The 26271-nt window shown below is 42.8% G+C and carries 24 protein-coding genes; 13 read left to right on the top strand and 11 right to left on the bottom strand.

What is annotated here, in order from left to right; all coding sequences use genetic code 11:
• Positions 1–5: 5 nt before the first annotated feature.
• Positions 6–3173, top strand: a complete 3168-nt coding sequence (locus QNO02_RS22715) for a GNAT family N-acetyltransferase (RefSeq protein ID WP_289390085.1) — start codon at positions 6–8, stop codon at positions 3171–3173.
• The gene (locus tag QNO02_RS22710) at positions 3160–4038 is read left to right on the top strand and encodes an amidohydrolase family protein (protein WP_289390083.1); all 879 of its coding nucleotides are present in this window, start codon (positions 3160–3162) and stop codon (positions 4036–4038) included. The genes QNO02_RS22715 and QNO02_RS22710 overlap by 14 nt, the downstream gene beginning before the upstream one ends.
• A gap of 170 nt (positions 4039–4208) precedes the next feature.
• On the opposite strand, the gene QNO02_RS22705 is transcribed toward QNO02_RS22710, so the two are convergent.
• Positions 4209–5165 carry a phosphotransferase family protein gene (locus QNO02_RS22705; RefSeq protein WP_289390081.1) on the bottom strand — a complete coding sequence of 319 codons (957 nt, stop codon included), beginning with the start codon at positions 5163–5165 and terminating at the stop codon, positions 4209–4211.
• Positions 5166–5262: 97 nt separating this feature from the next.
• On the opposite strand from QNO02_RS22705, the gene QNO02_RS22700 reads away from it, so the two are divergent.
• The gene (locus QNO02_RS22700; RefSeq protein ID WP_289390080.1) at positions 5263–6426 is read left to right on the top strand and encodes an iron-containing alcohol dehydrogenase; all 1164 of its coding nucleotides are present in this window, start codon (positions 5263–5265) and stop codon (positions 6424–6426) included.
• Between the two features lie 152 nt (positions 6427–6578).
• Here QNO02_RS22700 and QNO02_RS22695 read toward each other — a convergent pair whose 3' ends face one another.
• Complete coding sequence (locus tag QNO02_RS22695) at positions 6579–7004, bottom strand: hypothetical protein (RefSeq protein ID WP_289390078.1); 426 nt, start codon at positions 7002–7004, stop codon at positions 6579–6581.
• Positions 7005–7029: 25 nt separating this feature from the next.
• Positions 7030–7446, bottom strand: coding sequence for a hypothetical protein (locus tag QNO02_RS22690; RefSeq protein ID WP_289390076.1), 417 nt, complete (start codon positions 7444–7446; stop codon positions 7030–7032).
• A 227-nt stretch (positions 7447–7673) separates the two neighbouring features.
• Between QNO02_RS22690 and QNO02_RS22685 the strand changes: the two genes are divergently transcribed.
• Complete coding sequence (locus QNO02_RS22685; protein WP_289390075.1) at positions 7674–9731, top strand: methyl-accepting chemotaxis protein; 2058 nt, start codon at positions 7674–7676, stop codon at positions 9729–9731.
• A gap of 99 nt (positions 9732–9830) precedes the next feature.
• Here the strand turns inward: QNO02_RS22685 and QNO02_RS22680 are convergent, their stop codons facing one another.
• From QNO02_RS22680 to QNO02_RS22655, 6 genes are all read right to left on the bottom strand, one after another.
• On the bottom strand, positions 9831–10217 hold the full coding sequence (locus tag QNO02_RS22680; protein ID WP_289390074.1) for a RidA family protein: 387 nt from the start codon (positions 10215–10217) through the stop codon (positions 9831–9833).
• A gap of 19 nt (positions 10218–10236) precedes the next feature.
• On the bottom strand, positions 10237–11613 hold the full coding sequence (locus tag QNO02_RS22675) for an amidase (RefSeq protein WP_289390073.1): 1377 nt from the start codon (positions 11611–11613) through the stop codon (positions 10237–10239).
• A 193-nt stretch (positions 11614–11806) separates the two neighbouring features.
• Complete coding sequence (locus tag QNO02_RS22670; RefSeq protein ID WP_289390071.1) at positions 11807–12835, bottom strand: ABC transporter substrate-binding protein; 1029 nt, start codon at positions 12833–12835, stop codon at positions 11807–11809.
• 34 nt (positions 12836–12869) lie between these two features.
• Complete coding sequence (locus QNO02_RS22665) at positions 12870–13736, bottom strand: ABC transporter permease (RefSeq protein ID WP_289390070.1); 867 nt, start codon at positions 13734–13736, stop codon at positions 12870–12872.
• A complete protein-coding gene (locus QNO02_RS22660) occupies positions 13736–14512 on the bottom strand; it encodes an ABC transporter ATP-binding protein (RefSeq protein WP_091027961.1) in 777 nt (258 codons plus the stop codon). Before QNO02_RS22660 ends, QNO02_RS22665 begins: the two co-directional genes overlap by 1 nt.
• Positions 14513–14753: 241 nt before the next feature.
• Positions 14754–16433 carry a PucR family transcriptional regulator gene (locus tag QNO02_RS22655; RefSeq protein WP_289390069.1) on the bottom strand — a complete coding sequence of 560 codons (1680 nt, stop codon included), beginning with the start codon at positions 16431–16433 and terminating at the stop codon, positions 14754–14756.
• 765 nt (positions 16434–17198) lie between these two features.
• On the opposite strand from QNO02_RS22655, the gene QNO02_RS22650 reads away from it, so the two are divergent.
• The 7 genes from QNO02_RS22650 to QNO02_RS22625 all read left to right on the top strand — a co-directional run bounded on the left by QNO02_RS22650 (position 17199) and on the right by QNO02_RS22625 (position 22641).
• Positions 17199–17903, top strand: a complete 705-nt coding sequence (locus QNO02_RS22650; protein ID WP_133385782.1) for a lantibiotic protection ABC transporter ATP-binding subunit — start codon at positions 17199–17201, stop codon at positions 17901–17903.
• Between the two features lie 2 nt (positions 17904–17905).
• Positions 17906–18658 carry a lantibiotic immunity ABC transporter MutE/EpiE family permease subunit gene (locus QNO02_RS22645; RefSeq protein WP_289390068.1) on the top strand — a complete coding sequence of 251 codons (753 nt, stop codon included), beginning with the start codon at positions 17906–17908 and terminating at the stop codon, positions 18656–18658.
• Complete coding sequence (locus tag QNO02_RS22640) at positions 18655–19356, top strand: BsaG family lantibiotic immunity ABC transporter permease subunit (protein WP_133385780.1); 702 nt, start codon at positions 18655–18657, stop codon at positions 19354–19356. Before QNO02_RS22645 ends, QNO02_RS22640 begins: the two co-directional genes overlap by 4 nt.
• Complete coding sequence (locus QNO02_RS22635) at positions 19349–20044, top strand: response regulator transcription factor (RefSeq protein ID WP_133385779.1); 696 nt, start codon at positions 19349–19351, stop codon at positions 20042–20044. Before QNO02_RS22640 ends, QNO02_RS22635 begins: the two co-directional genes overlap by 8 nt.
• The gene (locus QNO02_RS22630) at positions 20029–21426 is read left to right on the top strand and encodes a HAMP domain-containing sensor histidine kinase (protein ID WP_133385778.1); all 1398 of its coding nucleotides are present in this window, start codon (positions 20029–20031) and stop codon (positions 21424–21426) included. Before QNO02_RS22635 ends, QNO02_RS22630 begins: the two co-directional genes overlap by 16 nt.
• A 367-nt stretch (positions 21427–21793) precedes the next feature.
• A complete protein-coding gene (locus QNO02_RS30360; protein WP_133386034.1) occupies positions 21794–22108 on the top strand; it encodes a transposase in 315 nt (104 codons plus the stop codon).
• A 185-nt stretch (positions 22109–22293) separates the two neighbouring features.
• Positions 22294–22641, top strand: coding sequence for a hypothetical protein (locus tag QNO02_RS22625; protein ID WP_133385777.1), 348 nt, complete (start codon positions 22294–22296; stop codon positions 22639–22641).
• Here the strand turns inward: QNO02_RS22625 and QNO02_RS22620 are convergent.
• Positions 22571–23464 (bottom strand): RNA polymerase sigma factor, encoded by an 894-nt coding sequence (locus QNO02_RS22620; protein WP_240768076.1) that lies wholly within the window; start codon positions 23462–23464, stop codon positions 22571–22573. The genes QNO02_RS22625 and QNO02_RS22620 overlap by 71 nt on opposite strands.
• Before the next feature lie 718 nt (positions 23465–24182).
• Entirely contained in the window at positions 24183–24260 is a 78-nt protein-coding gene (locus tag QNO02_RS30355; protein WP_353959131.1) for a hypothetical protein, read from the bottom strand.
• Positions 24261–24523: 263 nt separating this feature from the next.
• Here QNO02_RS30355 and QNO02_RS22615 point away from each other — a divergent pair, with 263 nt between their 5' ends.
• Positions 24524–25201, top strand: coding sequence for a response regulator transcription factor (locus QNO02_RS22615; RefSeq protein WP_133385775.1), 678 nt, complete (start codon positions 24524–24526; stop codon positions 25199–25201).
• Complete coding sequence (locus tag QNO02_RS22610; protein ID WP_133385774.1) at positions 25198–26250, top strand: HAMP domain-containing sensor histidine kinase; 1053 nt, start codon at positions 25198–25200, stop codon at positions 26248–26250. Before QNO02_RS22615 ends, QNO02_RS22610 begins: the two co-directional genes overlap by 4 nt.
• Positions 26251–26271: the final 21 nt, after the last annotated feature.

The raw sequence follows: 26271 nt of genomic DNA, 5'->3' as shown, positions 1-26271 counted from the left end.
AGAACATGACCGTAACTTCGATTATCGACCAGATCCATATTATTGAATACGCCCCCTCTTACGCTGCCGCACTTGCGGATATGTGGAACCGTAGTAACGAAAGCTGGGGAGGTGGGACCAATCTTAGAACAGAGGAAACAGTTCGTCGGGAGATGGAGAGTTCGTCCAATCTTTATGCGTTTCTAGCTGTTCATGAGAAAGAGGTTGTTGGCTTCTGCAGTTTTGCTCATTACCGCTATGACGAGAGAGCGCTATATGTACCGCTGCTTAACGTGCGCCCCGACTATCACGGTTACAAGGTTGGACGTAATCTGATCCTGAATGCTGTGCGCAAGACCGTAGAGGCCGGATGGCCTCGCCTGGATCTGTTCACATGGGCAGGGAATACAAAGGCTGTACCCATGTACAAGAAATGCGGATTCTTTTGGGAGAAAAAAGATGATAATGTGCATCTGATGAATTTCATCCCTACCATTTTGCAGACCGAAGCACTTGCCCCTTATTTTGAGGAGTTGGATTGGTATGCAGACAGCACGCGTGAACTCGTCATTGAGCCGGATGGCCGACGGGAGCGTGGTTTTGATTTCTTTGACTATACGTGGAAAAAGGGAGATGTTTCCCTGCGGGCTGAATTTGAAAAGTCGGGTCGCGGGCTGACTGCCCTCGAAACACCGGATTACGAAATCTCAACAGAAGTCGATGATCATGATCTGGTATTCGGTTCCAGCTATAAGGTTTGCTATCGCATTAAAAACACTTCTGCGTCCGAATTGGCAGTCGAGATCAAGGGTGAGGATAACAAAAACATTCGATTTGCGCTGGACATTGCACAAGCAGTGGCTCCGGGACAAACCATCATCGTGGAAGGTGAGTTTCACCTTGATCCGATTACAGAGGAACAGAATAACAATAAGACTCATCCCGTGGTTGCCAGCACATGGTTAATCAACGGTAAGAAAGCGGAGTTCAGGTTGGGTATCGCTCCGAAATTCCCGGCCAAGATCATGACTATCTTGCCTGTGAAGGAGCTCTATCCAGGTATTCCGGCTGAGTTGGTTCTGAACGTGGAAAATAATGTGGATGCAGAAACGGAGTTCAGCTTGGACCTGCCAGAGGATGAATTCCTTGAATGGGCGGAGCGTTCGGTGCGCTTTAAGGTGCCAGCCAAAGGTAAAATGTCTATGCCAGTGCCTTTCACCTTGCGTTCATATGGTCTCTATTCCCAAGAAGTAGAAGTGACGGCTGTCCCAGTGGGGAACCATGCGATCTCTTTTACAAGCAAAATTTCTGTCCTGATGAAGGGAATCGAAGGGAAATATGGCGGGCAGATTGAGGGTCAATGGGTGGCTGTTAACGGCGCATTCTCGCTCCATATGAACAAGCATGATAATGTCATGTGGATTGAATATCCCGGTTCCCGTCATTCATTCTGGTGGACTTATCCGAAGCTGGGTAGGCCGTTTGCCGAAGAGTTATCCAAGAAACAAGCCAAAGAAGTGAATATTTATCCCGAAGGGGAACGTCAGGTTCTTGAAGCACTGTATGACTCGGAGGATTTCCCTGGTTTGCAGATTAAGTCCGTGGTCAAGCTGTCTGCGAATGGAATCGCCGAATTTTACCACGAGGTTGAAAACACACGAGACACCGCCTGGGAAGAAGACCTGTATCTAATGAATAACTTTGGTTTCTACGGAAACCGGTTAATTCTACCTTACCAAGGTCGTTTTGTGGATATGGAAGATGATTATGCAGGTGATCCGAACCATTGGGACAGTTCACAGATTACGGAAAACTGGCTGTTTTGCAAGGAAGAGTATGGCGCGTGCGGCATCTATTGGGACCCTTCTCTGAAGTTGCTTCGTCCGGAATACACGTTGGGGTTGCAGCATGAGCTTGGACGTTTGGAGGCTGGGGCTGTGGCACAAACCAAGGAAACGGTGTTTGCCCTGAACACGTTTGCTAAATGGTCGGATTTTCGTGCGTTTGCACGGAAGCAGCGTAACCCGGTCATTCCGTTGCTGGACAGTCATCTGGATCTGACACTGAGTGAGGGGAATCCATTTGCCCCGGATGTGCTGCAAGCAACGTTGACTGAACATAAACTGGTTTCGCTTGCGGGCAAGCTGGAGCTGTATGTACAGCAGGGTGGCGAATCGGAGGTTATGGCCGCTGTGAAGGAATTCATTCCGGAGCAGAATCTAAACTCCGCCAAGCTGACATTTTCACCAGACGAAGCGGACCGAGACCAGCACGTGAGTGGTTGGAAAGTTCGTGGGCTATATCGGGGCGAAGATCGGATTCAGGAGCGAACTGCCCTTTGGTTCCCGCAGAGCGGAACAGAGGTGAAGCAGAAGATTGAAGAAGGTTCATCTGGACCTTTGTATACCGTAGACAATGGAGTATTGTCGATCGCCGTTGCTCCTGAATTCGGGAGTGTAGTACACTCTCTGAAATATGCAGGAGAAGAATGGCTGGACAGCTCGTACCCTGAACCGGCTCCACGCTCGTGGTGGAATCCGTGGTATGGTGGGCTGGGTGTGGGGGCTCCGGGCATGAATGGTTTCAGCCGCCAGTTGGAACAAAGAGCCGCTTCCTGGACAGAGCACAAAGATCAATACGGAAACGTCTGGAAGGGTATCAAGCTGACCACCCGGATTGAAAAGCATGAAGCGAATCGTGGAATCACGATCAACCAGCATTATCTGATGCTCCCGGGTGTTCCTGTGCTCTGCACGCTGCTTGCCGTGACAAACGAAAGCGGCCTGACGCTGACGAATTACTCGCTTGCGGAAGAACGTTTCCTCCAGCCTTCATCTGTCTTTGCGGAAGGTTGGATTGAGCAACCGGGTAAAGATCGATTCCCGCTCGGAAAGGTGGATGTGGGCCTGCCACTTGATGACCTTTTGCGAGTCGGATCGGTTTCGCGTGAAAACATGCTGCATGCGGTCCATCGTTACCCGAATCAGAGTGCATGGGCTTTTGCCAATAATCAGGTGACGGGTCTAAACGTGAATCATCATCTGACACTCCATCAGGGGGAAACGGTCTGGACGGAGCCGACATATCTGGTTCTGGGACCAATTCCGCTGAGTTCAGCAGATGTGCATGACCTTCTCAAACTGAATTTTGTAACTTCTACCGATGAAAAGGAGGCTTCACATGCCGATCATTGATATTCACATTCATCTGTCGGACATCGACAGCTTTCATCAAACAGCGATTGATCTGTCCAAAGTGGATTACTCTGCCGCTGGTCTTAAAGCGGAGTTTGATAAAAACGACGTCATTCTGGGCATCGGAATGGGGGTTACGGAGCAGACGAAGGGAGCATTCCCGGATTCCAGTTCCCCTAACCCGATGGGACTTGACCTGGAAGAGAAGGTTCCGTCATTCCTCATGGAATGTGTGGGGATTAATCCCAATGCGCTAGATGGTAAAAACGCGCAGGACGAGCTTGACCGGATTGAAGCAAGACTGCAATCCCCTGAAGTAGCCGGAATCAAACTCTATGCCGGATACTATCATCACTATGTGTATGACAAAATCTATACTCCGGTCTATGAACTCGCAGCCAAGTACAACCTGCCTGTCGTGATTCATACGGGTGACACGTACTCGATGAATGGATTGCTCAAGTATTCGCATCCACTGACGGTGGATGAATTAGCCTTGCAGCAGCGCGGTGTGAACTTCATGATCTGTCATCTGGGTGATCCCTGGGTGATGGATGCAGCTGAAGTGGTGGCGAAGAATCCTAACGTGTATGCAGATTTGTCTGGTCTTGTGGTGGGGGATCGGCCTCATTTTGAAAGGTTCATGAACGAACCTTTATTCATGGATCATTTCCGCCGGGCGTTGGTCTATTCGGATCATTACGAGAAAATGCTGTTTGGCACCGACTGGCCGCTTGCGCCCATCGATCTGTATGCCGAATTTGTCCGCCGACTTGTACCGGAGCAGCATCATGATAAGGTATTCTACGAGAATGCCTTTGGGCTGTTTCCACGTATTGGACAGCGGATTGCCGACCTGGGTTAGAACCTAAGTACCGAATTCTTAATATCTGAGGGGATGTAGACCATGTATGTTATGGAAGCATGCGATGGTTATATTGGATCCCTGTGATGTAAGCTCCTGCCACTTTGCTGGCAGGAGCTTTTTTTGTCCAGGAAAACAGTGAATTCGTCTTACTAATGTGGAATGAGGGATCAGGCGAACAAAGGTTGAGTCACCATTTTCATATACTTTTTTAAGTCGTCTTTTGCATGTGGGTACTGTTCCCAAACCCCAAGGTTCCAACTCATATAACGGATGCCGAGATATCGGGATGCCAGGGAGAAGTACTTTTCGAATTGATGTTGTGGAATATCGTATCCGTGAGAACTTAGGGCCTCCCGATAGATCTCAACTTGTTTCAGATGTGTACAGCGTAGAGGGATATCAAAGAACAGGGAGCCATACCTTGCTTCCTCCCAATCGATAAAATATACATCTTCATTGTTGTATACCAATACATTGCCAGGATTCAGATCATTATGAATCATCGTATGTGTGTGTTCATCCTCGATGAGATTTTCAAGATCATCTACAATATTATTTGCTACAGCTTCAATTTCCGAAATGAGCGGTGATCCGAATTCCTTAATGAATGATGGACTTTTTATGGCGGTGTTCCACAAAGGCCTCCAGCGTCTTTCCATCATTTCAATGATATGAAATCGATCCACAATAGGTATCCATGGCAGTTCTTTTTTCGACCCCATATTCGTTCCATGTATGTAAGCCAGTGCTTGTAATTCTTTATTCTGAAGCAGATCTATATCCAGATGACTATAATCAGTTTGGTAGTCCACATCCTGAATGCAGATCAGACTGCGATCTTGAGTATGAACTTCATTTGATAGACTATAGGGTACATTGGCGCCCTGTAAAAATAATCTGGACAAGGCAGAGCGTTCAATGAACGTGGCCTTCTTTGTTACGAAAGAAATATCCTTTTTCACACCATTTATAAGGAATTCAATATGATGTCGAAGCAATGCAACAGCCTGAGATCCCGCACCGATAGGGTTACTTTTAATACTTTGAATGTGAATATCCGAGGATACATATTGATTAATGGTTTGTTTTATTAAATGTTGTAATGTGATAGACTCCATACTCATCGGTTATCTCCTTCTTGCCTGTATTTGTTTTTACGAATAAAGAGAACTATAATGGTGGATGCACAAAATTTCAGACTTCTTTGGAGGAACATACGTAATGAGATCTTTTCAGTTTTATAATCCGACCCGGCTGATTTTTGGCAAAGGGCAACTGCAAGCACTACAAACCGAAGTTCCAAAATACGGAAATCGTATTTTGCTTGTATATGGTGGTGGAAGCATCAAACGTAGCGGGCTGTACGATCAGGTAATCAGCCAGTTGAACGAAATCGGAGCAGAGGTTACGGAACTCGCTGGAGTAGAACCGAACCCCCGTCTTTCTACGGTTCATAAGGGCGTAGAGCTATGCAGAACACATAACATTGATCTGGTTCTTGCGGTTGGCGGCGGCAGTGTACTTGACTGCGGGAAAGCCATCGCAGTAGGAGCCAAATACGAAGGAGACATGTGGGATGTTGTTGTACGTGAAGCAACCCCGGAAGGCGGACTTCCACTGGGTACAATTCTAACGATGGCAGCGACAGGCTCTGAGATGAACAACGGTTCAGTAATAACCAATCAGGACACACAGGAAAAATGGGCATGGTTCAGCGAGTATTCTTTCCCAGCGTTCTCCATTCTTGATCCGGAGTACACATACACCGTACCATTGGATCAGACGGTATACGGCATGGTGGACATGATGTCTCATGTGTTTGAACATTATTTCCATCTGGATACCAATACACCGGTTCAGCTTGGATTCTGTGAGACGATTCTTCGTACCGTTATTGATACGGCCCCTCGTCTGATTAAAGATCCAGAAAACTATGAACTGCGCGAAACCATTCTCTACTGTGGAACAATGGCGCTTAACGATGTCCTGAATATGGGTCTTGCCGGAGATTGGGCTTCTCACAATATTGAACATGCCGTTTCGGCTGTCTATGACATTCCCCATGGGGGAGGCCTTGCGATCCTTTTCCCACACTGGATGAAACATAATCTGGATGTGGATGTAGATCGATTCAAACGTATGGCTGTTAATGTATTTGATATCAACCCTGCTGGAAAGTCGGACAAACAAGTGGCTGAAGAAGGTATTCAAGCGCTGCGTACATTCTGGACTTCAATTGGTGCCCCTAGCCGTCTGGCGGACTATGACATCGACGACAGCCAGATTGATGTGATGGCTGATAAAGCGATGCGATTCGGTCCGTTCGGATTCTTCAAAAACTTGCAGCGTGAAGATGTAGTACAAATTTATCAAGCTGCACTGTAATTGTAAATCTCACAATCACTTTGTATAGTGAGTCATATTAAACAAGGACCTTCCTGTATTACTTAGGAAAGTCCTTGTTTTTATTATGACATCATATCTTGTGCGCTCCACCGTTTATCTGGACTTCAATGTCATGTGATCCCCTTTTCGAATTAATCCTTCGGTTCAACTACGGTTTCATTGACAGGGGTATCCTTTCGTTTCAGATACAACTTGCTTGGACGATGCAAGAGTACGATAAGCAGGGCGAAGAGATGAATCAGGGTAAACAGGTTACTCTCATTCGGAATGGCAACGAATAGCGCCAGACTCAGAAACGTCACGGTGAGCTTGAACTTTTTTTTGGTGATGAATATAACAGCGAGCAGGCTGGGACTGATGATAAACAACATTCTGGCTGAGATTACGCCAGAGGCGTAAGCCAGATCATCTCCTTTGCGTAAGAAACCCAGATAGGCCTCCATATTCTGGTTGAAGTCAATGAGGAACACGATAAAGGACACAATCACGTAGATCAGTTTCACACTCAATAAAATGCGCACGACATTTAATAGCGTAGGTAATGCTGTTTTTACCATATCACTTCTCCTATTCTCTTCCAATCTATAACCGCAGATTCTTCTGGTTGTATTCTTCCCAAGAGCTTTCCTGCTTCAGATACACCTTGCTGGGCTTGTGGAGCAACAGGGTAAGCAACATAAAGATGTGCAGCAAGACGAGAAAATTCTGAAAGAAAACAACGCCAAAAAATAAGGCCAGGCTCATAAATGTAATTGTTAGCTTATAACTTCGTTTGGAGACAAATACGATAGTCAGAATTGGGGGAACCAGAACCAAGAGCACACGGAGCCCGATACTTGTAAAATAGGCGATCTGATCAGATAGCGGAAACGCGGAGTAATCCGCACTATTACGGAATAGATCTGCAATAAGGAATGTCATGGAAATCCCAATGAAGATGGATTGTACGCCTAACAGGGCACGGATAACATTTAATAAAGTAGGCATTTTCGGATTCAATGCGTTGTCCCTCTTCCTGCACGATATGTATTTCATATATTATACGATGTTGATGTCATATTTTGTATTAACCCAAAGTCTTCATTTTCCAATCGTGTGCAGTGGCCTTTGACCTAGTATAACTGGGGGAACAGCTTACAGATTATTTGATATCGACCGATATAAAGTAGATACATAGAATTTGGACTTCATAATGATGAAAATGAAAATGGATGGTGAATGTAATCATGGTATTTAGCAAGGCAAGAGAACGCATGCGCAACATGTCGTTCAGAGTCAAACTGCCACTTATGATCAGTCTGCTGGTGTGTATCGTACTGGCGGTAACTGCGGTAGTGTGTTACAGCGTAGCGGCAGTTATTACACTCGACAAAAGCAAAGATGAAATTAAGGCAACCTCGGACCGGGTGGGGGCAGGTTTGTATGCTTCACTAAGTTTGGAAGAACAATCTACCTTTCTGATTACAACACATCGTACCTTCCGGGATCTGCTAGAGATTCGGAATACGGATGGGCAGGAAGGTGAGAACTTTTTCTCGGAAAACAATGAACTGCTGGATAAGGCAAGTGGTATTCTCGCGGACAGTCTTGCAGGTATGGAAGGTAACAACAGTCTGATTTTGTTGGATCGGAATGGCATTATTGTTGCAGCGAATGATCCGGCAGTTATCAAGGCAGAACGCGGAGATCGGGCATATTTCCAAGAAGCGATTCAGGGTAAAAACGTGATTAGTGAAGGGATTGTAGCCAAGTCCTCAGGACAACTTGGTACGGCTTTTGCCATGCCAATCTACAATGAGAATCAAGAAGTACAGGGAGTGCTCGTATCTGCGGCATCCACCTCGTTCTTCGTTAATCAGCTACAAAATATCAATATTAATGATGAGGGAAAAGTGATCATTCTGGACCGTGTAGGTACGGTCATCTACGATTCAGCGGATGAGAAGTTGGCAGGCCAGAAGATGGAGTCCGGCGAATACCAATCATTGATAGATCTTGCTCCTGGCGCTGAACTACAGCAAGGGGATATTAGCACAGATGAGAAAGTGGCGTATTACTCCAAAATCCCAAGATCCGACTGGACTGTCGTTGTAGAAGATAAAATGAGCGATGTGCAGAAGCCTTTACGTGCGATGGCAAAACAGATGTATATTGTTTTGTTTAGTGCTATTGCGGTTTCCGTCGTAGCGGGTATCCTGATCTCTTTGCTGGTAACCAGACCAATTACAAGACTAACTGTGTTGTTCAGACAGCTTGCGGGCGGCGATCTGACGGTGCAGGCTCAAGGTAAATATAGCGGAGAATTCAAACAATTGGTGGACAGCTTCAATACCATGGCAGCAGGCAATAAACAGTTGATCTCCAGCATGAACCATTCCATCGGCATCCTGAAAACAAGTACATCCGAGCTGGAACAGTCCACTCAGCAAACTTCGACCACGATTGCCGAAACAACGACAACAGCATTTGAGATTTCACGAGCCATGGAGTCCCAGGCGAACGATACGGGAGCCATTGTGGATAAATTCATGAATGTTGGTAACAAGATTGCCAACGTGAATGGGATGTCGCAGGCAGTGAAGTTCAAGGCAGATGAAATTACGGATGCATTCAAAAATAATCATGAAGTTATTGATGCACTCATTGCGGTGAACGGGCAAAACGAGATTGAAGTTGGCAACATCTCCAAAATTACAGTCCAACTCGCTGAAAGCTCCTCGGGCATTCACCAGATCACGGGTACGATTGCTGAAATCGCAAATCAGACGAAATTACTTGCGTTGAATGCTTCGATTGAGGCCGCAAGAGCAGGTGAGCAAGGGCGCGGCTTTGCCGTGGTTGCTTCCGAGATTCGCAAGCTGGCAGAGCAGACAACAGCTCAATCGGAGGATATCAACCGAATTGTGATGCAGACCATTGATCACGTGGAGCAGAATAACCGAAGTGTTCAGGCTATTGAAGCGATTGCGGAACAGCATAAGAGCAGCGTTAGCCAGACCAAGGAGACATTCAATTTTGTCACCGAGAATATGAATGAGATGATGAGCCAGGTTCAGGCTATTGCCACTGAGATCGAATCCATTGAACGTGATAAGGATGACGTCATTGGAGCTGCACAGAACTTGTCCGCTTCCGGTGAAGAGGTGTCGGCTTCTGTTGAGGAAGTCACAGCAACAATGCAGGAACAGTCCGGCATGACGGAACATTTGACAGATATGGTGCAGAGAATCGATGAACTGACCAAACAACTTGCCGAAGAAGCATCTCGCTTCAAAACAAAATAGGAATACGAAAAGAAACCGATTTCTCAAAAGAGAACCGGGTTTCTAGACAAAGAGAGCACCTGTACCCATCTATGGCTACAGGTGCTCTTTGGTGATGTGTTACTCTCCTCGGACGGAAGGCGCATACGCCAGCACTTCCATTTCAATTAAATAAGGGCCTAACCCGCTAAATACGGTAATACGGGCGGGATAGGGCTGCTTAATCATTCGCGCATACACTTCGTTGTATTCGGGCTGATCCTCGACTCGGGCCAGATGAGTGGTTACCTTCACAACATGATCGAGTGTAAGTCCGGCTTCTTGAAGGATCACCTCAATATTACGAATGCACTGCTCAGTCTGCTCCTTAATGCCGCCGATAGGCTCAAGCGTCTGTGGATCAACGCCTACCTGACCTGCAACGTAGACCAAATCTCCTGCGCGGACAGCATGGGAGAAAGGAAGCGGGAATTTGGGTGCTGCACTTGCATGTATGATGGTAGACATCGTAGCTGTCATTCCTTTCCTAATGAGTGTGTATATTCGGTGTTATCTGATTCCAGTTTGTAGCCTGCTGATAATGATGAGCGATGGACAACAAGCGGTCTTCTCTCATGTGTGGACCGGCAAGCTGCATGCCGATAGGCAATGGCTTCCCTGAGGTGGTATCAAACCCGATGGGTACGGTGATGGACGGTAGACCTGTATTGGTAAACGGTCCGTTGAAAATCGGGCTGCCTGTCTTGTATCCATGTGGAGCTACATGTGGTGTTGATGGAGTCAATAACACATCCACTTCATCGAACATCATCATCATCTCGCTCCGGAATATCGTTCGGATGCGTTGTGCCTGCAAATAATCAACGGCACTCGTCTGGTAGCCGAGCTCAAGCTGTTCCCGCATTGTGTGGCCGTAACGATCAGAGGCTTCCGCGAAGCGTTCCTGATGGAAGGCGGCAGCTTCCGCTCGCATAACCGTACGATGAGCAGCAATAGTTTCTTCCATATAAGAAGGCAGGTCAACTTTCTTCCATTGCATGCCCAGCTTCTCAAGCACAGCGATTGCCGACTCTACTGCTAACAAGATCGCCGGTTCATCGGTCTGGAAGAAGTTGCTCGGTAGCCCGATCACCATTCCTGAAATAGGATGCTCAAGAGCACTTGTTAAGTCTGGCTTGCCATAAGGAAGCGTGAAGGAGTCCAGCTCATCTTGCCCGGCCATCGCTTCCAGAACGATTGCGTTATCTTGTGCAGATCGAGTGAAGGCGCCAATATGATCCAGGCTCCAGCTGGCTGTGATGACACCATTACGGCTAACCCTGCCGTAAGTCGGCTTCATGCAGGTTAATCCGTTGTAAGCTGCGGGTCTAAGCAGAGATCCGAAGGTCTGTGTTCCGAGTGTGAAGGAGGCCATGCCGGCCGCTACAGCAGCGGCGGAGCCTGAACTGGAACCGCCTGGGGTATGTTCTAGATTCCACGGGTTGCGGGTTGGTGGTTCTCCTCCCTGGAAGGCATATTCCGTCGTTGTTGTCTTGCCGAGCAGAATAGCGCCTGCAGCTTGCAACTTATTAATCACAGTTGCATTCGTTCCGGGTACGAAGTCTGGAAAGGTATTTGATCCGGCCGAGGTGCGTATGCCAGCGGTATGGATAATGTCTTTGGCTCCATAGGGAATGCCATGCAGAGGACCGAGATATTCGCCATTCATCAGTTGTTGTTCAGACTCTCTTGCGGCCTGCAAAGCCTGTTCGGCGGTGACTGTAACGAAGGCTTGCACCGCAGGCTCTACTTTCTCAATGCGATTCAGATAGGATTTCGTAAGCTCTACAGGAGATATCAACTTGTTTTTAATCAATTTTGCGGCTTCAGCAATCGTCAGCTCGTTCAGTGGCTTGGTAATCATCGCAGAGGCACGCTCCTATACGGGGGATTGGGCCCTATTTCTTCTGGCAACTTGAAGCCACGAATCAGTTTCAAGTCGGCTGTAAATAGGGCAAGCTCCTCGCTGGTAATAACTCCGTTCGCGTATTTCGCACTTTCCGTACGGCGGTGTGTGTGATAGTCGTCTTGGTTCAGAGTAATCAACCTTTCTCTCTCTATTTGGTGAAGCTTGAATCGATAATATCCTCGTAAGCGAGTTCTTCCTTCAGATTACCGATGAATCGCTGCATATCGATTGCGGTGTTAAAAGCTGATTCATTGATGAGCCCATCAGCAGGGTATACCTTGCTGTCGATCATGCGTTGTACTGCTTGCTCCACGACTTTCTGGTCCAGATTCGGAAATTCCTTCACTGCAACAGCTTTGGCGCCTTCAGGGTTCGATTGAATAAACTCCAGGGCTTGCTCGATAGAGTTGACAAAGCGCTGGGTGAGATCAGGATTTTTCTTAATGAAGCTTGCAGTTGTATTCATCGTTGCAAAAGCGAAATCAGGATAGTCCTTCGTGAAATCATGGACAATATGCAGCCCTTCTGCAATGCCTTGATCCAGCTGAGGCTCGTAAACGATAGCAATGTCGGCTTTGCCGGCTAATACAGCACCAAGCTCGGAGCCATTCTGAACCTCAGTGATCGTCACATCCTTGTCGATATCGATGTTATTGTCAGCGAATAGTTTCCGCAGTAAGCTGTTCGAGCTTGTAGGTGCCAAGCCCACAACGATGGTTTTACCTTTGAAATCCGCTGTCGAGTTCACGGTTACTCCTTCTCGCGCAACTGCCCATACTGGAGCACTGCCGGATAGAAGGACCAGTGAGCGAGCATCTCCGCCCTTTGCATTAGCAAATGCGACATGCTCAGGACCGTGGAAGGAGAACGCAGACTCGCCTGAGATCACCGAAGACAATGCTGTTGGTCCACTTCCGGCAGCACGGATGGAAGATAGCTCAATGCGATTCTCCTCTAGGAATCCTTGGTTATTCGCTACATACAGAGGAAGGTAGAGCAGGTTGTGATACACCTCGGACACCATAATTTTGTCCACCTGTGTATTTGCTTGCCCCTCGCTATTAGATGCACCTGCGCCGTTAGCAGGTGTTGTGGCATTGCTGCCACACCCGCTGAGCAGTGTAGTCAATAGAAGTGTCATCGCTGCTAGAATAGCTATCTTTTTGAATGTACGCATTAGTCATCAGTCCCCTTTAATCGTTGTAGGTCAGCTATACAGATGTGGATTTGCTGCTGGTCTTGTTGTCATTCCATGGAAGGAGACGGGATTCGATATAACCGACACAGGTGTAGAGGAGCATGGCGACCAGCATAAGCATGAACACGCCGACCCATACGGCCGGAAGGTTGAACAGGTTGCCTTCGACAAATACCATATGTCCAAGTCCTTTGTCAGAAGAGATGAATTCTCCACCTACAACAGACACCAATGCCAAACCGATATTGATCCGGAAGGCCGAGATGATCCATGGCAGAGAGGAAGGAACGATAATTTTACGGAAAATTTGTGATTTCTTTGCACCGAAGGATTTCATCAGGTTGATCTGGGATTCGTCGATTTGATGAGTCGCTTGATAGGCGGATAATAGCGCTACGATAAATGTTGCTACGGAGGCCAGAGCAATCTTGGAGAAGATGCCTGAACCAAACCAGATGATAATCATGGGAGCGAGTGCGATCTTCGGAATACCGTTCATCGCAACAATGAACGGATCAAGCACACGGGCAACGGACTTGGAATACCACATGAGCAGTCCTGCCAATGAGCCGATTAAGCTTCCGGCTACGAATCCGATAACGGTGGCATTCACCGTTGCAAACGCGTCTGTAAGCAGTTGCCCTGAGCTGGCCATGGTGATGGCGGCATCAAGAATGGCGCTTGGTGATCCCATGAGAAATCCATTAACAAGATTCAAACGAACGGCGGATTCCCAGATCACCAGGATGACCGCTACAATAATGAACCGCCACAGCATCGTCATCAGCCATTCCTTGGAGAAAGTGGACTGTCTGCGTTTGCTCTTCGCAACTCCAGCAGGCTTCCCGGCAAGGGTAATTTCAGGTGATGTGCTCTTCATTAGCTGATCCTCCCCATTTGGATATCAAGCTCTGACCAGATCGATTCAAAATACTGCTTGAACTTGTGGTCGGAGCGGGCTTTCAGTGCTGAACCGTATTGCGAAGCGAGCCCAATGTCATACACCTGCTTCACGGTCGTTGGTCGTTTACTCATGACGGCAATACGGTCGGAGATGGCGATCGCTTCCTCGATGTCATGTGTTATAAGGACGCCTGTCTTGCCCTCGGATTTCAGGATGGACAAGATTTCATCTTCCAGAATGAGTCTGGTCTGATAATCAAGTGCGGAGAAGGGTTCATCCAGTAATATAATATCGGGCTGGGTAACGAGGGTACGTATGAGGGCTACACGTTGGCGCATACCGCCTGATAGTGTGGAGGGGTAGGCTCCTGCGAATGAAGCCAGGCCATAACGATCCAGATAATCCATGGCAATATCGCCGCGATCCTTTTTGGACAAGCCCTTCACTTCCAAGCCTAACGTGACATTGTCCAGGATGCTTCTCCAAGGAAGTAACAGGTCCTTCTGCATCATATAACCGACATGCCCGGTGGTCTGATCGATCTCTTCGCCACAGACGATTACCTTGCCATTTGTTGGCTTAAGCAGACCTGCGATAATATTAAAAATCGTACTTTTGCCGCAGCCGCTCGGTCCCACGATACTGAAGAACTCCTGTTTCTTGATTTGCATCGAAACCTCAGCCAGGACCTGAATATCTTCTCCGGTTGCACTGACAAATGATTTGGATACGCCTTGTATCTGTATAGCCATGATAGGTAGCCCCTTTCCTACAGCCTGATGTTTGTTTATTTCTTGATGTGAAATGGTGTTAAGTAATATAACATTGATGAATATATTCCTAATCATATAGACTGATTGACGAATTGTCATTAGTTACTCTGAACATAAAAATAGAATTAAATCAGTTAAAATGCACAAATGAAGATTGAATCTGAATTGAATATGAAAAGAAAACAAAAAAACGTGTCATTATACATGACACGTCATCGGTTCAAGTCGTATGATTAGCTTCGCTAGGGGCTGGATGAACATTCAGAAGGGACTCAAGTGCGAAGGCAAGTCGGAAGCGCAGGCTCTCCATCGGGTCCTTAATGTTCCTGCCGGTTAGTTTCTCGCATTTCTCCAATCTGTAGATCACTGTATTGCGATGTACGAACAACTCTTTCGCTGTATCGACGATCTGGCAATGATTCTCATAGAAAGAGGACAGGGTTTTCATAAGTTCACTGCGCTCGTTCGGATCTCGGTCTTCGAAGGGTTTAAAGGTTTCTTGATGAAATTGCAGCATCTCATCGTAAGGAATCATGCGCAGCAGACGGCTTATATCCATGGTTTGATAGGAATGAGCGAAGCGTGTCTTGCGCATCTGATAGCCGGATTGGAGCGCCTTGACTGCTTCTTTATAGGAGAGTCCAATATCCAATACGTTCGTGTAGGGATTACCTATTCCGAAGGATAGGCTGAGCTGCGACTCCGTATACAGATTGCTCGCGATCCGCTCAAGCTGCTGAACAACGGTATGTTCGTCCCAAGACGATTCGGCCAAAAAGACGAGTATGCCGAACTGGTCGTTCTTAGTGAACATGACAAAGGAGAGATCCAATCTGGCGAACTCCTGCTTAATCAGCTCATAATTAGCGTCTCGTTCCGAGATGAACCGCTCTTCCCCGGAGGAAGTAGAGTTCTGCTTAGGTATGCCCGCTAAGGATTCATCCTTTTTGGCAACGATGAGAACAGAACTTCCTTTGGCTTGCAGCCCATATTTCTTGCCACGGTGCAGCGCTTCTTGTTCCGAACGAATGAAGCCTTGAATGAGATCGGAGAAATATTCATTTTTGTAACGGCGGGAGCGTTCCTTGACGGCTTGTTTCTTGGTTAACTCCAGACCGATCACATTGACGGCTTGTTCCAGTGCCAGAGTGGAGAGCTTAGAGCTTGCGGAACTGTCGTATAGTGCGATCAAATAGCCCTCGTGCCGATCCGTGAAGATGGGATGAAGCTCGGCGTGTCGATATTTATCAACAGTAAGCAGGCAGATCGAGATTGCGGTATGGAAGGAAGGATGCTCATCTATAATTGTCAGTATGGGCGCGGCGAGAGACTGATGATCCATCTGTTGTGCATAATGGGAGCTTGCCGTAATCTGCTTCTTTGAACCAAGCAGAAGTACAGGTGAGGATAGCAACTGAGACAACGTATCTACGATAGATGGTATGCCTTTTCCCTGCATCACCATCGTGGAAAATTGCTTATGAATAGACAAGGCGTAGTGTAGCTCATGGGTTTTGTTCTGAAGGATAGCACTGATTGAATGTTGAAATATTTCACCGAGAGTATTGTCTATCTCGGACAGTTCGATGATTGGGAAGCCCAGCCTGTCGGCTGTCTCAAGCAGTTGCGGAGATAATTCAAGAGAGAAACGCTGTGTCTTGACAGCAAGCGCCGCACAACCAATCGCGTGCATATCTGTAATGAATGTAAGATGAGCATCGGGGCGATCTTTCAGGATATAACCGTTTGTCAGCAGCATATCTCCCGTCTTCAGGAATTGTACAATATCTGGGGCATCCATAATATTAATAGATTGCACCAAGCGATCAAGGCCGCGATGCCCGGCAATAACCTTTGCTTTGGAGAGAATGGGGATAGTTAATAACTGTTGCAGATCCATCTTCAACCCACTCGCTTTCATAGTGATATGTTATAAAATCTAACATTAAGTGAGGTGGGCGTAAAGAAGAGTCTGGATAAAGAGGATAAAAGATATCGGATTTTTTAAGCTAATTGTACAAGGTGTTGAGGTAATAAGGTGTTCGTCTATTAATTTGCGTGAAGTAAAATTACATATGATTAGGATGATTAACAGCTGCTTGATTCGGTGATCAGCGGATGCTGTCAATGGGAGGCCGTCTGCTTTAAGTGAAGGGGTTTACGGATACGTGGAGAATGTTACGGAGAACAAGTAGCTTGCAGAAGAGTCATGGGAGATTCGATGTGAATAAATTTCTCATAAATATAAAAACTTTCCAATAATTTAATGCATTATACTAGGGCGTGTCTTCAAACTCAAGCAAGCTACACCATAATGGATGCAATGCCAGTTGAATCTTCGGATGGACATCAAGGCAAGGTGATTTTAACAAATGGATAGAGCTGCTTATTCCGTTAAAGGGCGGATATCTGAGAAATGCGTTTTGTATTGCAGAATCTGAATAACATACTCGAAAATAGAACATTTAAAGTCATATATAATTTCAGAATTAAAATCCATTTTGATCAATCTTTTCAAGATGGATTTTTTTTTCATGCTGAAATATAAGTTTAACTGAAAAATGATAAGTCAATTCTTATTTGTCCATATTAAAAATACCTTCCTTATAGTTTCTTGATATTTATTTTCTATATTTGTATTAAATAAAGATAAGGGGTTGTAATAATGGCTAATTACATTTTAGAAACAAGACATTTAGAAAAGAAATTCAAAAACGAAAAAGTGCTGTCAGACATAAACCTGCATGTGAATTATGGAGAAATTTATGGTCTTCTCGGACTAAACGGAGCTGGTAAATCCACACTAATGAAAATAATAAGTGGAATTTTCCAAGAAACAAATGGCGAAGTGCTATTTGAGGATGATAAGTGGAAAAGAGATGATTTAAAAAAGATTGGATCACTCATAGAAGGTCCTGCTATATATGGAAATCTAAGTGCGTACGACAATTTAAAAATCTTTTGTTTACAGGAAGGTATTCCTTCTGAGGAAATTAATGAAGTTTTAAAAAAAGTAAATCTCTCTAATACAGGTAAGAAAAAGACAAAAGAGTTCTCTTTAGGAATGAAACAAAGGTTAGGAATTGCTCTAGCTTTAATAAAAAAACCAGTATTTCTAGTTTTGGATGAACCAGCAAATGGATTAGATCCGGCAGGAATAAGAGAATTAAGAAATCTTTTGAACGAGTTAAAGAAAGATGGTGTGACAACCATGATTTCTAGTCATATTTTAAATGAAATACAAATCTTATCAGATACCATTGGTATTATTCATAATGGCAAGTTGGAGTATCAAAATAAATTTAATCACCAAGATAGCCTTGAAGACTTGTTCTTTGAAATTACTTCAGGCAATAGAAAGGACGTATAAGTATGTCTAATTTTATTCAAGCTGAATTATTAAAAATGAAATCATCTTTATCGAAGAAATTACTTTTAGCTATTCCAATTTTCTTTCTAGCCTTTGCTGTTTTTTCAAATATATATGCGGAGCAACAGTCGTCTACAAATGTTTTTTTAACAATTGTTTATAATCTTTGGCCTATATTTTTCCTGCCTGTGGGTTTGGCTATGGCATGTGGGATGAATATTAATCAAGAGAAAAAAATTGGTGATTATAAAAACGTTTTGACAAACAACATATCTTTATCCAAAATGTTCTTTTCTAAAGTTGTTGTAATTTTAATTTACCAATGTGTCTCGGCAGTATTGATAGCTGCTGCGTCTATATTGGGTTCATTGCTAATATATAATGAATTGCCAATCATACCCCAAGTAATTATGACAACCGCGTTCATAATAATTGTTGCTTTACCATTAATTCCTTTCAGTTTAATTGTGAGCAAGTATATCGGTGTACTTATGACGACTCTAATAAACCTGATTGGTGCCGTCGGCTCAGTGTTTATCGCTTTAAAATCTTATTTTTGGGTTCTTCCTTGGGGAAGTATGTTAAGGGTACCAGTGGAAACAATGGGAATCCATCCTAATGGTACACCCATTGAAAACTTCAATTTAGTACCAGACTTTCAGGTTTTAGCTATAGCAATGGGAGTTAGTGTGGTATATTTCCTAATTTTAATGTGGTTATCCAATAAGATTTTTAAAAGGAAGATGTATATATGAAATATTTAAATGTTATGCTTTATAAAATGGCAAAATCCTTTTGGTTTCTTATAATGATTTTAGCTCCTATTATATATGGGGTTAGCTTATTTTTATATCTTGAGAGGTATGATTCTCTAAACCATATATTCGTTGACTATACGGTCTATTTTAATAGTGCAATACCATTTGGTATTTCGCTAATGATAAGTCTGTATGTTAGATACGAAGAACAGATAGGACACTTCAATCACCTTTTACAGTTGCGAAGCAGAAAAGAGTGGAGTACGGATTTAATCTTGGTAAGTTTAGGTTCAGTTATGTTCAGTACGTTAGTTAGTTGCATACCATTATGGATGCTTATTGGTAATCATTTCACAGGGGATATTTTATTATATTCTATTTTAACAACGATATTCTCTTTACCCGTTATAATTATTTTATGTTTCATAGCATTAAAAATAAATACAAGTGTATGTCTCGGTATGGGAATCTTTTTCAGTATATTTCTTATCTATTTTGGTGCAAACAGTTTAGGGGATTCCATATGGCAGTACATTCCTTTACTGTATGGCACAAGATATTTACATCTGCTAACCATTGGTGACTATGGAGTTTCCACTTTGGTGTGGGGGCTATACACTAGTGTGAGTGTGATTTTATTCGTAGCATTTGTAATATGGTTTAATAAATGGGAGGGGAGGACAATTAGTGAATAAGAAAATATTGATTGCGGAAGACGAAGAAGATATGAGACAGATACTCTCGCTTCATCTGACTTCCAAGGGGTATATAGTTTCGGAAGCAAAAGATGGCATAGAAGCGATTGATAAGGCAGAAGCAGATGTTGACTTAATTCTGCTGGATATCATGATGCCAGGGTATGATGGGTTAGAAGTGTGCAAACAAATTCGTAATCAAGTAATTTGCCCAATAATATTCATTAGTGCCGCTTCAGATTATATGAATAAGATGAAGGCATTTTCTTTAGGAGGTGATGATTTTATATCTAAACCTTTCTCCTTGAAGCTGTTAACATATAAGGTTGAAGCCTTATTTAAAATGAGAGAACGTCTTCTGCAAAATCATGATGAAAGTAAACGAAAAAAAATATTGATTGACGACCTAGTTGTTGATATAACTTCACGAGAGATTATGTATAGTAAAAAGGTGATCCCCTTTACTAAAAAAGAATTTGATTTATTGGTCTTGTTACTTTCATCGCCAAAGCAGGTTTTTACCAAAGAACATATATATGAGCGTATAAGTGGAATTGATGGACAAGGAGATGCAAGTTCTGTAGTGGAGCATATTAAAAATATAAGAAGTAAATTATCGTTTGCCGGTTTTCCTGAAAATTATCTACAAACCGTTTGGGGAATAGGGTACCAATGGAACAGTCAATAATCAAGGATATAAGAAGGTTATATATCAAAAGCATAATATGGACTATTATAATGAGTGTATTTACAATTATTATTTCAATTTTGGTTATTTTTGCAACTATTGAACGGACAGCTAATCATAGTGAAAAACTAGTCCATAAACAGAGCAAAAGCATGACGGATCATCCATCTGAATATATGAAGTCTTCTAAATTTAATGAGATGAAAGGGAATCTGAAAAAGAATGATATCATCCTAAACAAATTTAGCCCCATTGGTGAGTTCATTGATGGTAGTGAAAAATTCAGTGGTTTATTTCAGGGAGTAAATGTTGTTGATATGTTTAATAGTACTCATTTTTACAAAGATTACTATCATCTCGTCCAGCCAATAGTAATTGAAAATCAAATTAAAGGACTTTGGGTATATTCTTATCAGATAAAAAGTCGGCATTCTGTTTCTGGCTATATTATGTTTGGGTTAATAATTATCCCTTTAATATCACCGATTATTTATTTCATTATATTTTCGAGATCCTTTATTAATAAGCTTTATTATTCCGTAAAAGCTCCTTTGGAGGAGTTATTAAATGCGTCGATTATGATTAAAAATAAAAATTTGGAATTTAACCTTAGTTATAATAGTAATAATGAAATTGGCGAATTAACACAGTCATTTAGACAAATGCAAGGAGAACTAAAGAAGTCTTTATATAAAAATTGGCAACACGACTCAGAGTGGGCAGTTATGATGTCTAGCTTGTCACACGATCTAAAAACACCTGCTACACTCATTGCTTTAAGTACTGAAATGTTAAATAGTGTGGACGATTTAACACCTAATCAACAATTACAGATAGACATTATAAATAGAAACATCTTAAAGGTAAATAATATATTAGAAAGTATGGGACAAGCAAGTAACATCAAGGATCCAACACTGATTTATGATGTTACATCTATTGATGAATTAATCAAAGACGTGGAAAATGATTTTATTCACTTAATGGAAAAGAAAAATATTCAATATGAGCATGATTTAAAAATAAATAATCACGTGGAAATTCCTTACCTAAAGGTCAATCGAATCTTAGAGAATCTTTTTGCCAATGCTATTCAATATACGCCAGAAAATGGTGAAATTCGTTTTTTTGTTAAGGAAAAAGGCAATAACATTCATTTCGCCATTGAGGATTCGGGAGTGGGAATAGAAAAGGAACACCGTGATTTGGTGTTTTCCAAACACTTTAGGGAAGATAGATCAAGATCTAATTCGTTGGGTAACGCTGGTTTAGGTTTGTTTATTACTAAAAAACTTGTTGATGAACTATACGGAAATATTGAAGTTGTAGATCCCTTAGTGTTATCGGGGGCACGTATTGAATTTAATATTCCGTATAAGTAATCTTTCCCTTTTTAAGGATGCAAACTTAAAAAGTTATAAATCTACAGATCAGATACGAAAGCCTAATTTCTCTCTAAAAGAAGGAGGAATCAGGCTTCTTTATTCTTCATTATTTTCAATATTTCACAAAAGATAAATGGGGACAACAAGTGATAAGCTTTTTATCAACAGTAAAAAGATAACAAATAGTAGACATTCTCTTGGCGTGATCTACCAGACCACTTCCCCAATTGAAATCCGTCTACAGCCGCTTTCGACGCTGGCAGAAAGCGGTGATTTGGGATGAAGTGTTAAAGCATGTTTCCCTGGATCCTGACGAGGAAAGTGTGATGATTGACGCCACGATTGTGCGAGTTCACCAGCATGGATCAGGCGCAAAAGGGAGCAAATCAAGCAAGCGTTCGGACGTTCCCGACGTGGATTAAGCACGAAAATTCATGCGGTCGTTGACGCGTTAGAAAATCCACTTCGCTTCGACTTGACCGGAGGCGAAGCGCATGACTCCGTCCAAGGTTTCAACATCCTTAAAAGCATGAAACTGACCCGGAAGCAAGTTCTAGCCGACCGAGCGTACGATAAGAATGTCATTCGGACCTTTTTGAAAGAACAACAGGCCATACCGGTGATTCCAGGGAAGAAAAATCGCCGAATAAGAACGCCATTTAGTGGAATGCTTCTTTAATAAAGTAAAGAATTATCGTCGTTTGGCGACTCGCTATGATAAATTAGCGTGTACTTTCAAGTCTTTTTAGGCCTTGACATCCATTATGGTGTAGCTTACTTGAGTTTGAAGACACGCCCTAAATAGATCTAAAGAAAATTTGATCACTATTACTAACTCTATCACTAAAAAGGAGTTCTCAATCCATGAAACGAAAAGGATTAGTATCGCTTTTACTTGCCAGTGTTGTTGCTGGTTCTATTTTAGTAGCATCGACTACGACTGCGGAAAGAGTTGTAGCCCAAACTCCGATGGAAGCAGCAACGGAGTATTTTCAGGCTTACATTGCTAAGGATGTAGAGGGAATGATGTTTTATTCTAAAGATACAAATTATTTGGATGAGAAAAGTCGTGAAGAAGGATATGTGAAGGACTTTAAGACCAATCCAACTACAGGGTATGAAATTGTGGAAAGCAAACAAATCAATACGGATGAAGTTCAACTTTATGTAGTTCAAAAGTATGCAGGACAAGACTACGAACAGTCGGGTTGAGTGGGGATACGATTTTAATTTTATTGTCTTCATAGGTTCCCATAAACCAATTGGGCGCATCTGGCTCGTTTATTGCTTGATGAAAAGTAGGCAGATCCGGATAGATCTCAATAGCGATTTTCTGAGAAGGTCGATGACGATAGGTTGTAATAATTCGATCTACATTTCTTTTCAACTCTTCAAATAAGTCATGGTACACCTTGTTCATACCATCATTCTTGGAGGGAGCCTCGCTTTTATCCACAATTGATATCAATTCGCTAATAGACATGATTGTAATGTCACCCCATTCTTTTAATTCTTTTTTTAGTTTGTTTAAGGCACGATAGAGTCTGTTCTTGACTGCGCTTTGAGGCATCCCGATGATTTCGGATATTTCCAATAAAGTGCAATCGACGAAAAAACGCAATGATATAATTTGCTGATCTAATTCATTCAATCGGGCTAATGCAGCACTAATATCAAGACGGATATCGACATCTCTAGCAATATCGAGGGATATCGATTGGGACTGAAAATCGATTACTTCGTACACCATTTCTTTATTTCGTGATTTCGTGGGATACTCGTTTTTCACAATATTTTGCGCGATTTTGAATAGCCAAGTAAATATACTGGAGTTACACTTAAACAAGTGAAAGTTTTCCATTGCTTTTAAAAAAGCTTGTTGCGTTAAGTCATCGGCAGTTGCCGAATTTGTCTTTACTGCAATATAATTTCGAATTCTATCTCGATATTGATTATAAATGGCTTCGAAATGCTGGATGTGCTCCTGATCCTCCGGAAGAACAGGGATTTTCTTTTTGTCTTGAGCTCGTGACACCAGTAATACCTCCTCCTGAACTTACAATTCATTAGACACCGAAGGGAGGTAAAAAGCCACATCGTTTTAAAATTATATTACACGACGCCACTCCACTTTTTTTAAACCCCGAAAAAGCAAAGCGTAAAGGCAATTCGGCTATGTGGTATTAAGTGAGGATTACCAATGGAGCTTAAAAAACGTATTGAGCTTTCTGGAAAAGCAAGTTCAGCTCATCTTGATTGGAATCTTTCAATTTATAACCCTCCAATCAATTGAACTAACGGGGAACGTTAGCTCAATAAAACCAACAAAGCAGCTGACCAACGTGATCGGCTGCTTTTGTTCAACTAACATGCGGGTTAGTTAAATTCATACAGAAGAGTAGCAGTTTAAAGTCCGCTTAAAAAAAACGGTTTTTTCTTTTTTTCATCAATTAATGTGGAATTATGCTATCAAAAGAGTTGATTTAATTGGAAATAAATACAAAAATAACAATTAGCTTTGTAGATGAGGATGTTTTAAGGTACTTTGAACAGATCATAATCGATGTTTTCGCCTTGCTGAAGCCAACGATGAAAGCCCAGGGCGACTACCTGAACATTCGGCGAGTAGTCGTACTAGCGGGAAAAGACTCCCTTCCTCAGACCTTGCGTAACCAAGGTGAGAAGGCGAGCAGGGTTTCACCCGAAAAAGATTACTAAGTACCCACTAAATCTTAGATCCAGACAAAGCCGATTCAGCAATGAGAGCAAACCAAACGAAGCGACGGTACGACTAAGTAACATTTTTTTCCTAAGAGATTCAGATACCGAATCTTACGCGGCAGATTGTGTCCGTTATGGATTACATCTTATTCCGATTGGTACATGGGACATGCTTGCTTGTATGCAACAGACTTCGCCTCCTGATGAACCTCATTAGCATTGATAATGAGTACGTTATGAAGTTGTAGTCCTGGTATTCCGAGCAGTATTTTTTAAAACTCAATTAACGAACAAATTGTCTTAACTGGAAAACATTTTTTTGATTGTGTTAATCTGTTTACTAGTGGACTCCATTTAGAGAGAGGGATGTTACTTGAAAAGAAACGTATTATACATTGAAGATAATGAGAAAATAGGGAGTTGGGTAAAAGAAGAATTGGAACAGCGAGGATTTTCAGTTCAGTGGCTGCTTTCTGGGGAAGGGGCCGAAAAAGAAGTAAATCAACATGAAATCGTTATTTTGGATATCATGTTACCCGGTTTAGACGGCTTTACTGTGGGAAAACGATTAAAAAAGGCAGCTCCTGCTGTTCCTATTTTGCTGTTGTCTGCCCGAACATCGATAGATGATAAGGTAGATGGTTTACAATTTGCTGATGACTATGTAACGAAGCCCTTCCATACGGATGAATTAGTTGCAAGATTAGAAGTATTAATTCGTCGAAGCCGTGGAATACATTCCGAACGCATTTCATTAGGAAATCATATCGAAGTGGATCCAGAAGGCCATATGGTATTTGACAAACGCACAGGAAAAGAAGTCATATTGACGGGGAAACAGCATCAAATTTTAATGTACTTCTTACGCCACCCTAATCAAGTTTTACCAAAAGAACAAATATATGAAGCCGTTTGGGAAGAAGCTTATATCACTGGTGATAAAACTTTAATGGTGCATATCCGTCGACTGCGTCAGAAGTTGGAACGTGATCCAGATTCCCCAGAGATAATTGAAACGTTGAAGGGAATAGGCTATCGGGTGAAACTATGAATCAGACTAGATCATTATTTCGTCGTTATCTAAAAGGACATTTTCTGTTTATCTTTTTTCCTCCAATTTTGCTGATTTTCTTATCTACGTTCATTGGGGTTTCTAACAAAGGAGAACATCTGAATACGTTAAATCTATTTTACGTTACCGTACTTTTGTTTGGTTTTATAATTGTCGCATTTGTTGTAATGTCTTGGCTGTTCTTCTTGAGACTTCGTAAACGTCTCACCTATTTACAGGAGGTTATGTCATTTTCAGCTAGTCATAATTCATTTCCTAAACCAATATCTGTTCAAACGGATCGTATGGATGAAATAGACCAGTTAGGAAGTTCTTTTAATTGGATGATTCAGCAGCTTGAAGACAGTCGCAAGCGAGAATATGAAGAGGAATTATTACGACATCGGCTCATTGCGAATTTATCTCACGACTTACGGACGCCACTTACCATTTTGAGAGGACATATCAACAGATTAAATAAAGAATCAATGAGTTTAGAAGGGCAAGACTCATTAGCAGAAATGAACCATACGATTACAAGAGTCGGAGATTTAATGGATGATTTACTTTCCTACACATTGCTTACATCAGGGAAACATCCGTTTCATCCCACTTCAACAGATATTGTACGTTTAGTAAGAGCATCTGTTGCTGCGTGGTATCCTGCATTTGAAGAAAAAGAAATTCAGTTAGATGTTGATTTATCGACAGAGAAGACTTTTTATTGGGAAGCAGATCCTAAATGGATGACACGGGTTCTGGATAATTTATTTCAGAATATTCTTCGCCATGCAGCAGAGGGGAAATATACAAATATTGTGGTTGATGTAGAAAAAGAACTGATCATTGTTGCAGACAGAGGTCCCGGTATGGATAACTCTTCCTATGAGGGCGGGTCGGGAATTGGTTTATCGACTTCAAATTATATGTTGAAAAAAATGAAGCTGAAAGCTGACTTTACATCAAATGACATTGGCACAAGAGTAGCTATTGGTAGAGCTCAACCTAAAGTTAAACCAGAAGTAAACAGCATGATAACCGAGATGTAACTTTGCTTCTTTATAATGAGA

It is taken from the genome of Paenibacillus sp. PK1-4R, assembly GCF_030369595.1.
Classification (GTDB): domain Bacteria; phylum Bacillota; class Bacilli; order Paenibacillales; family Paenibacillaceae; genus Paenibacillus.
Note: the sequence above shows the minus strand (reverse complement) of the source record. Positions and strands in the feature narration are given on the sequence as shown.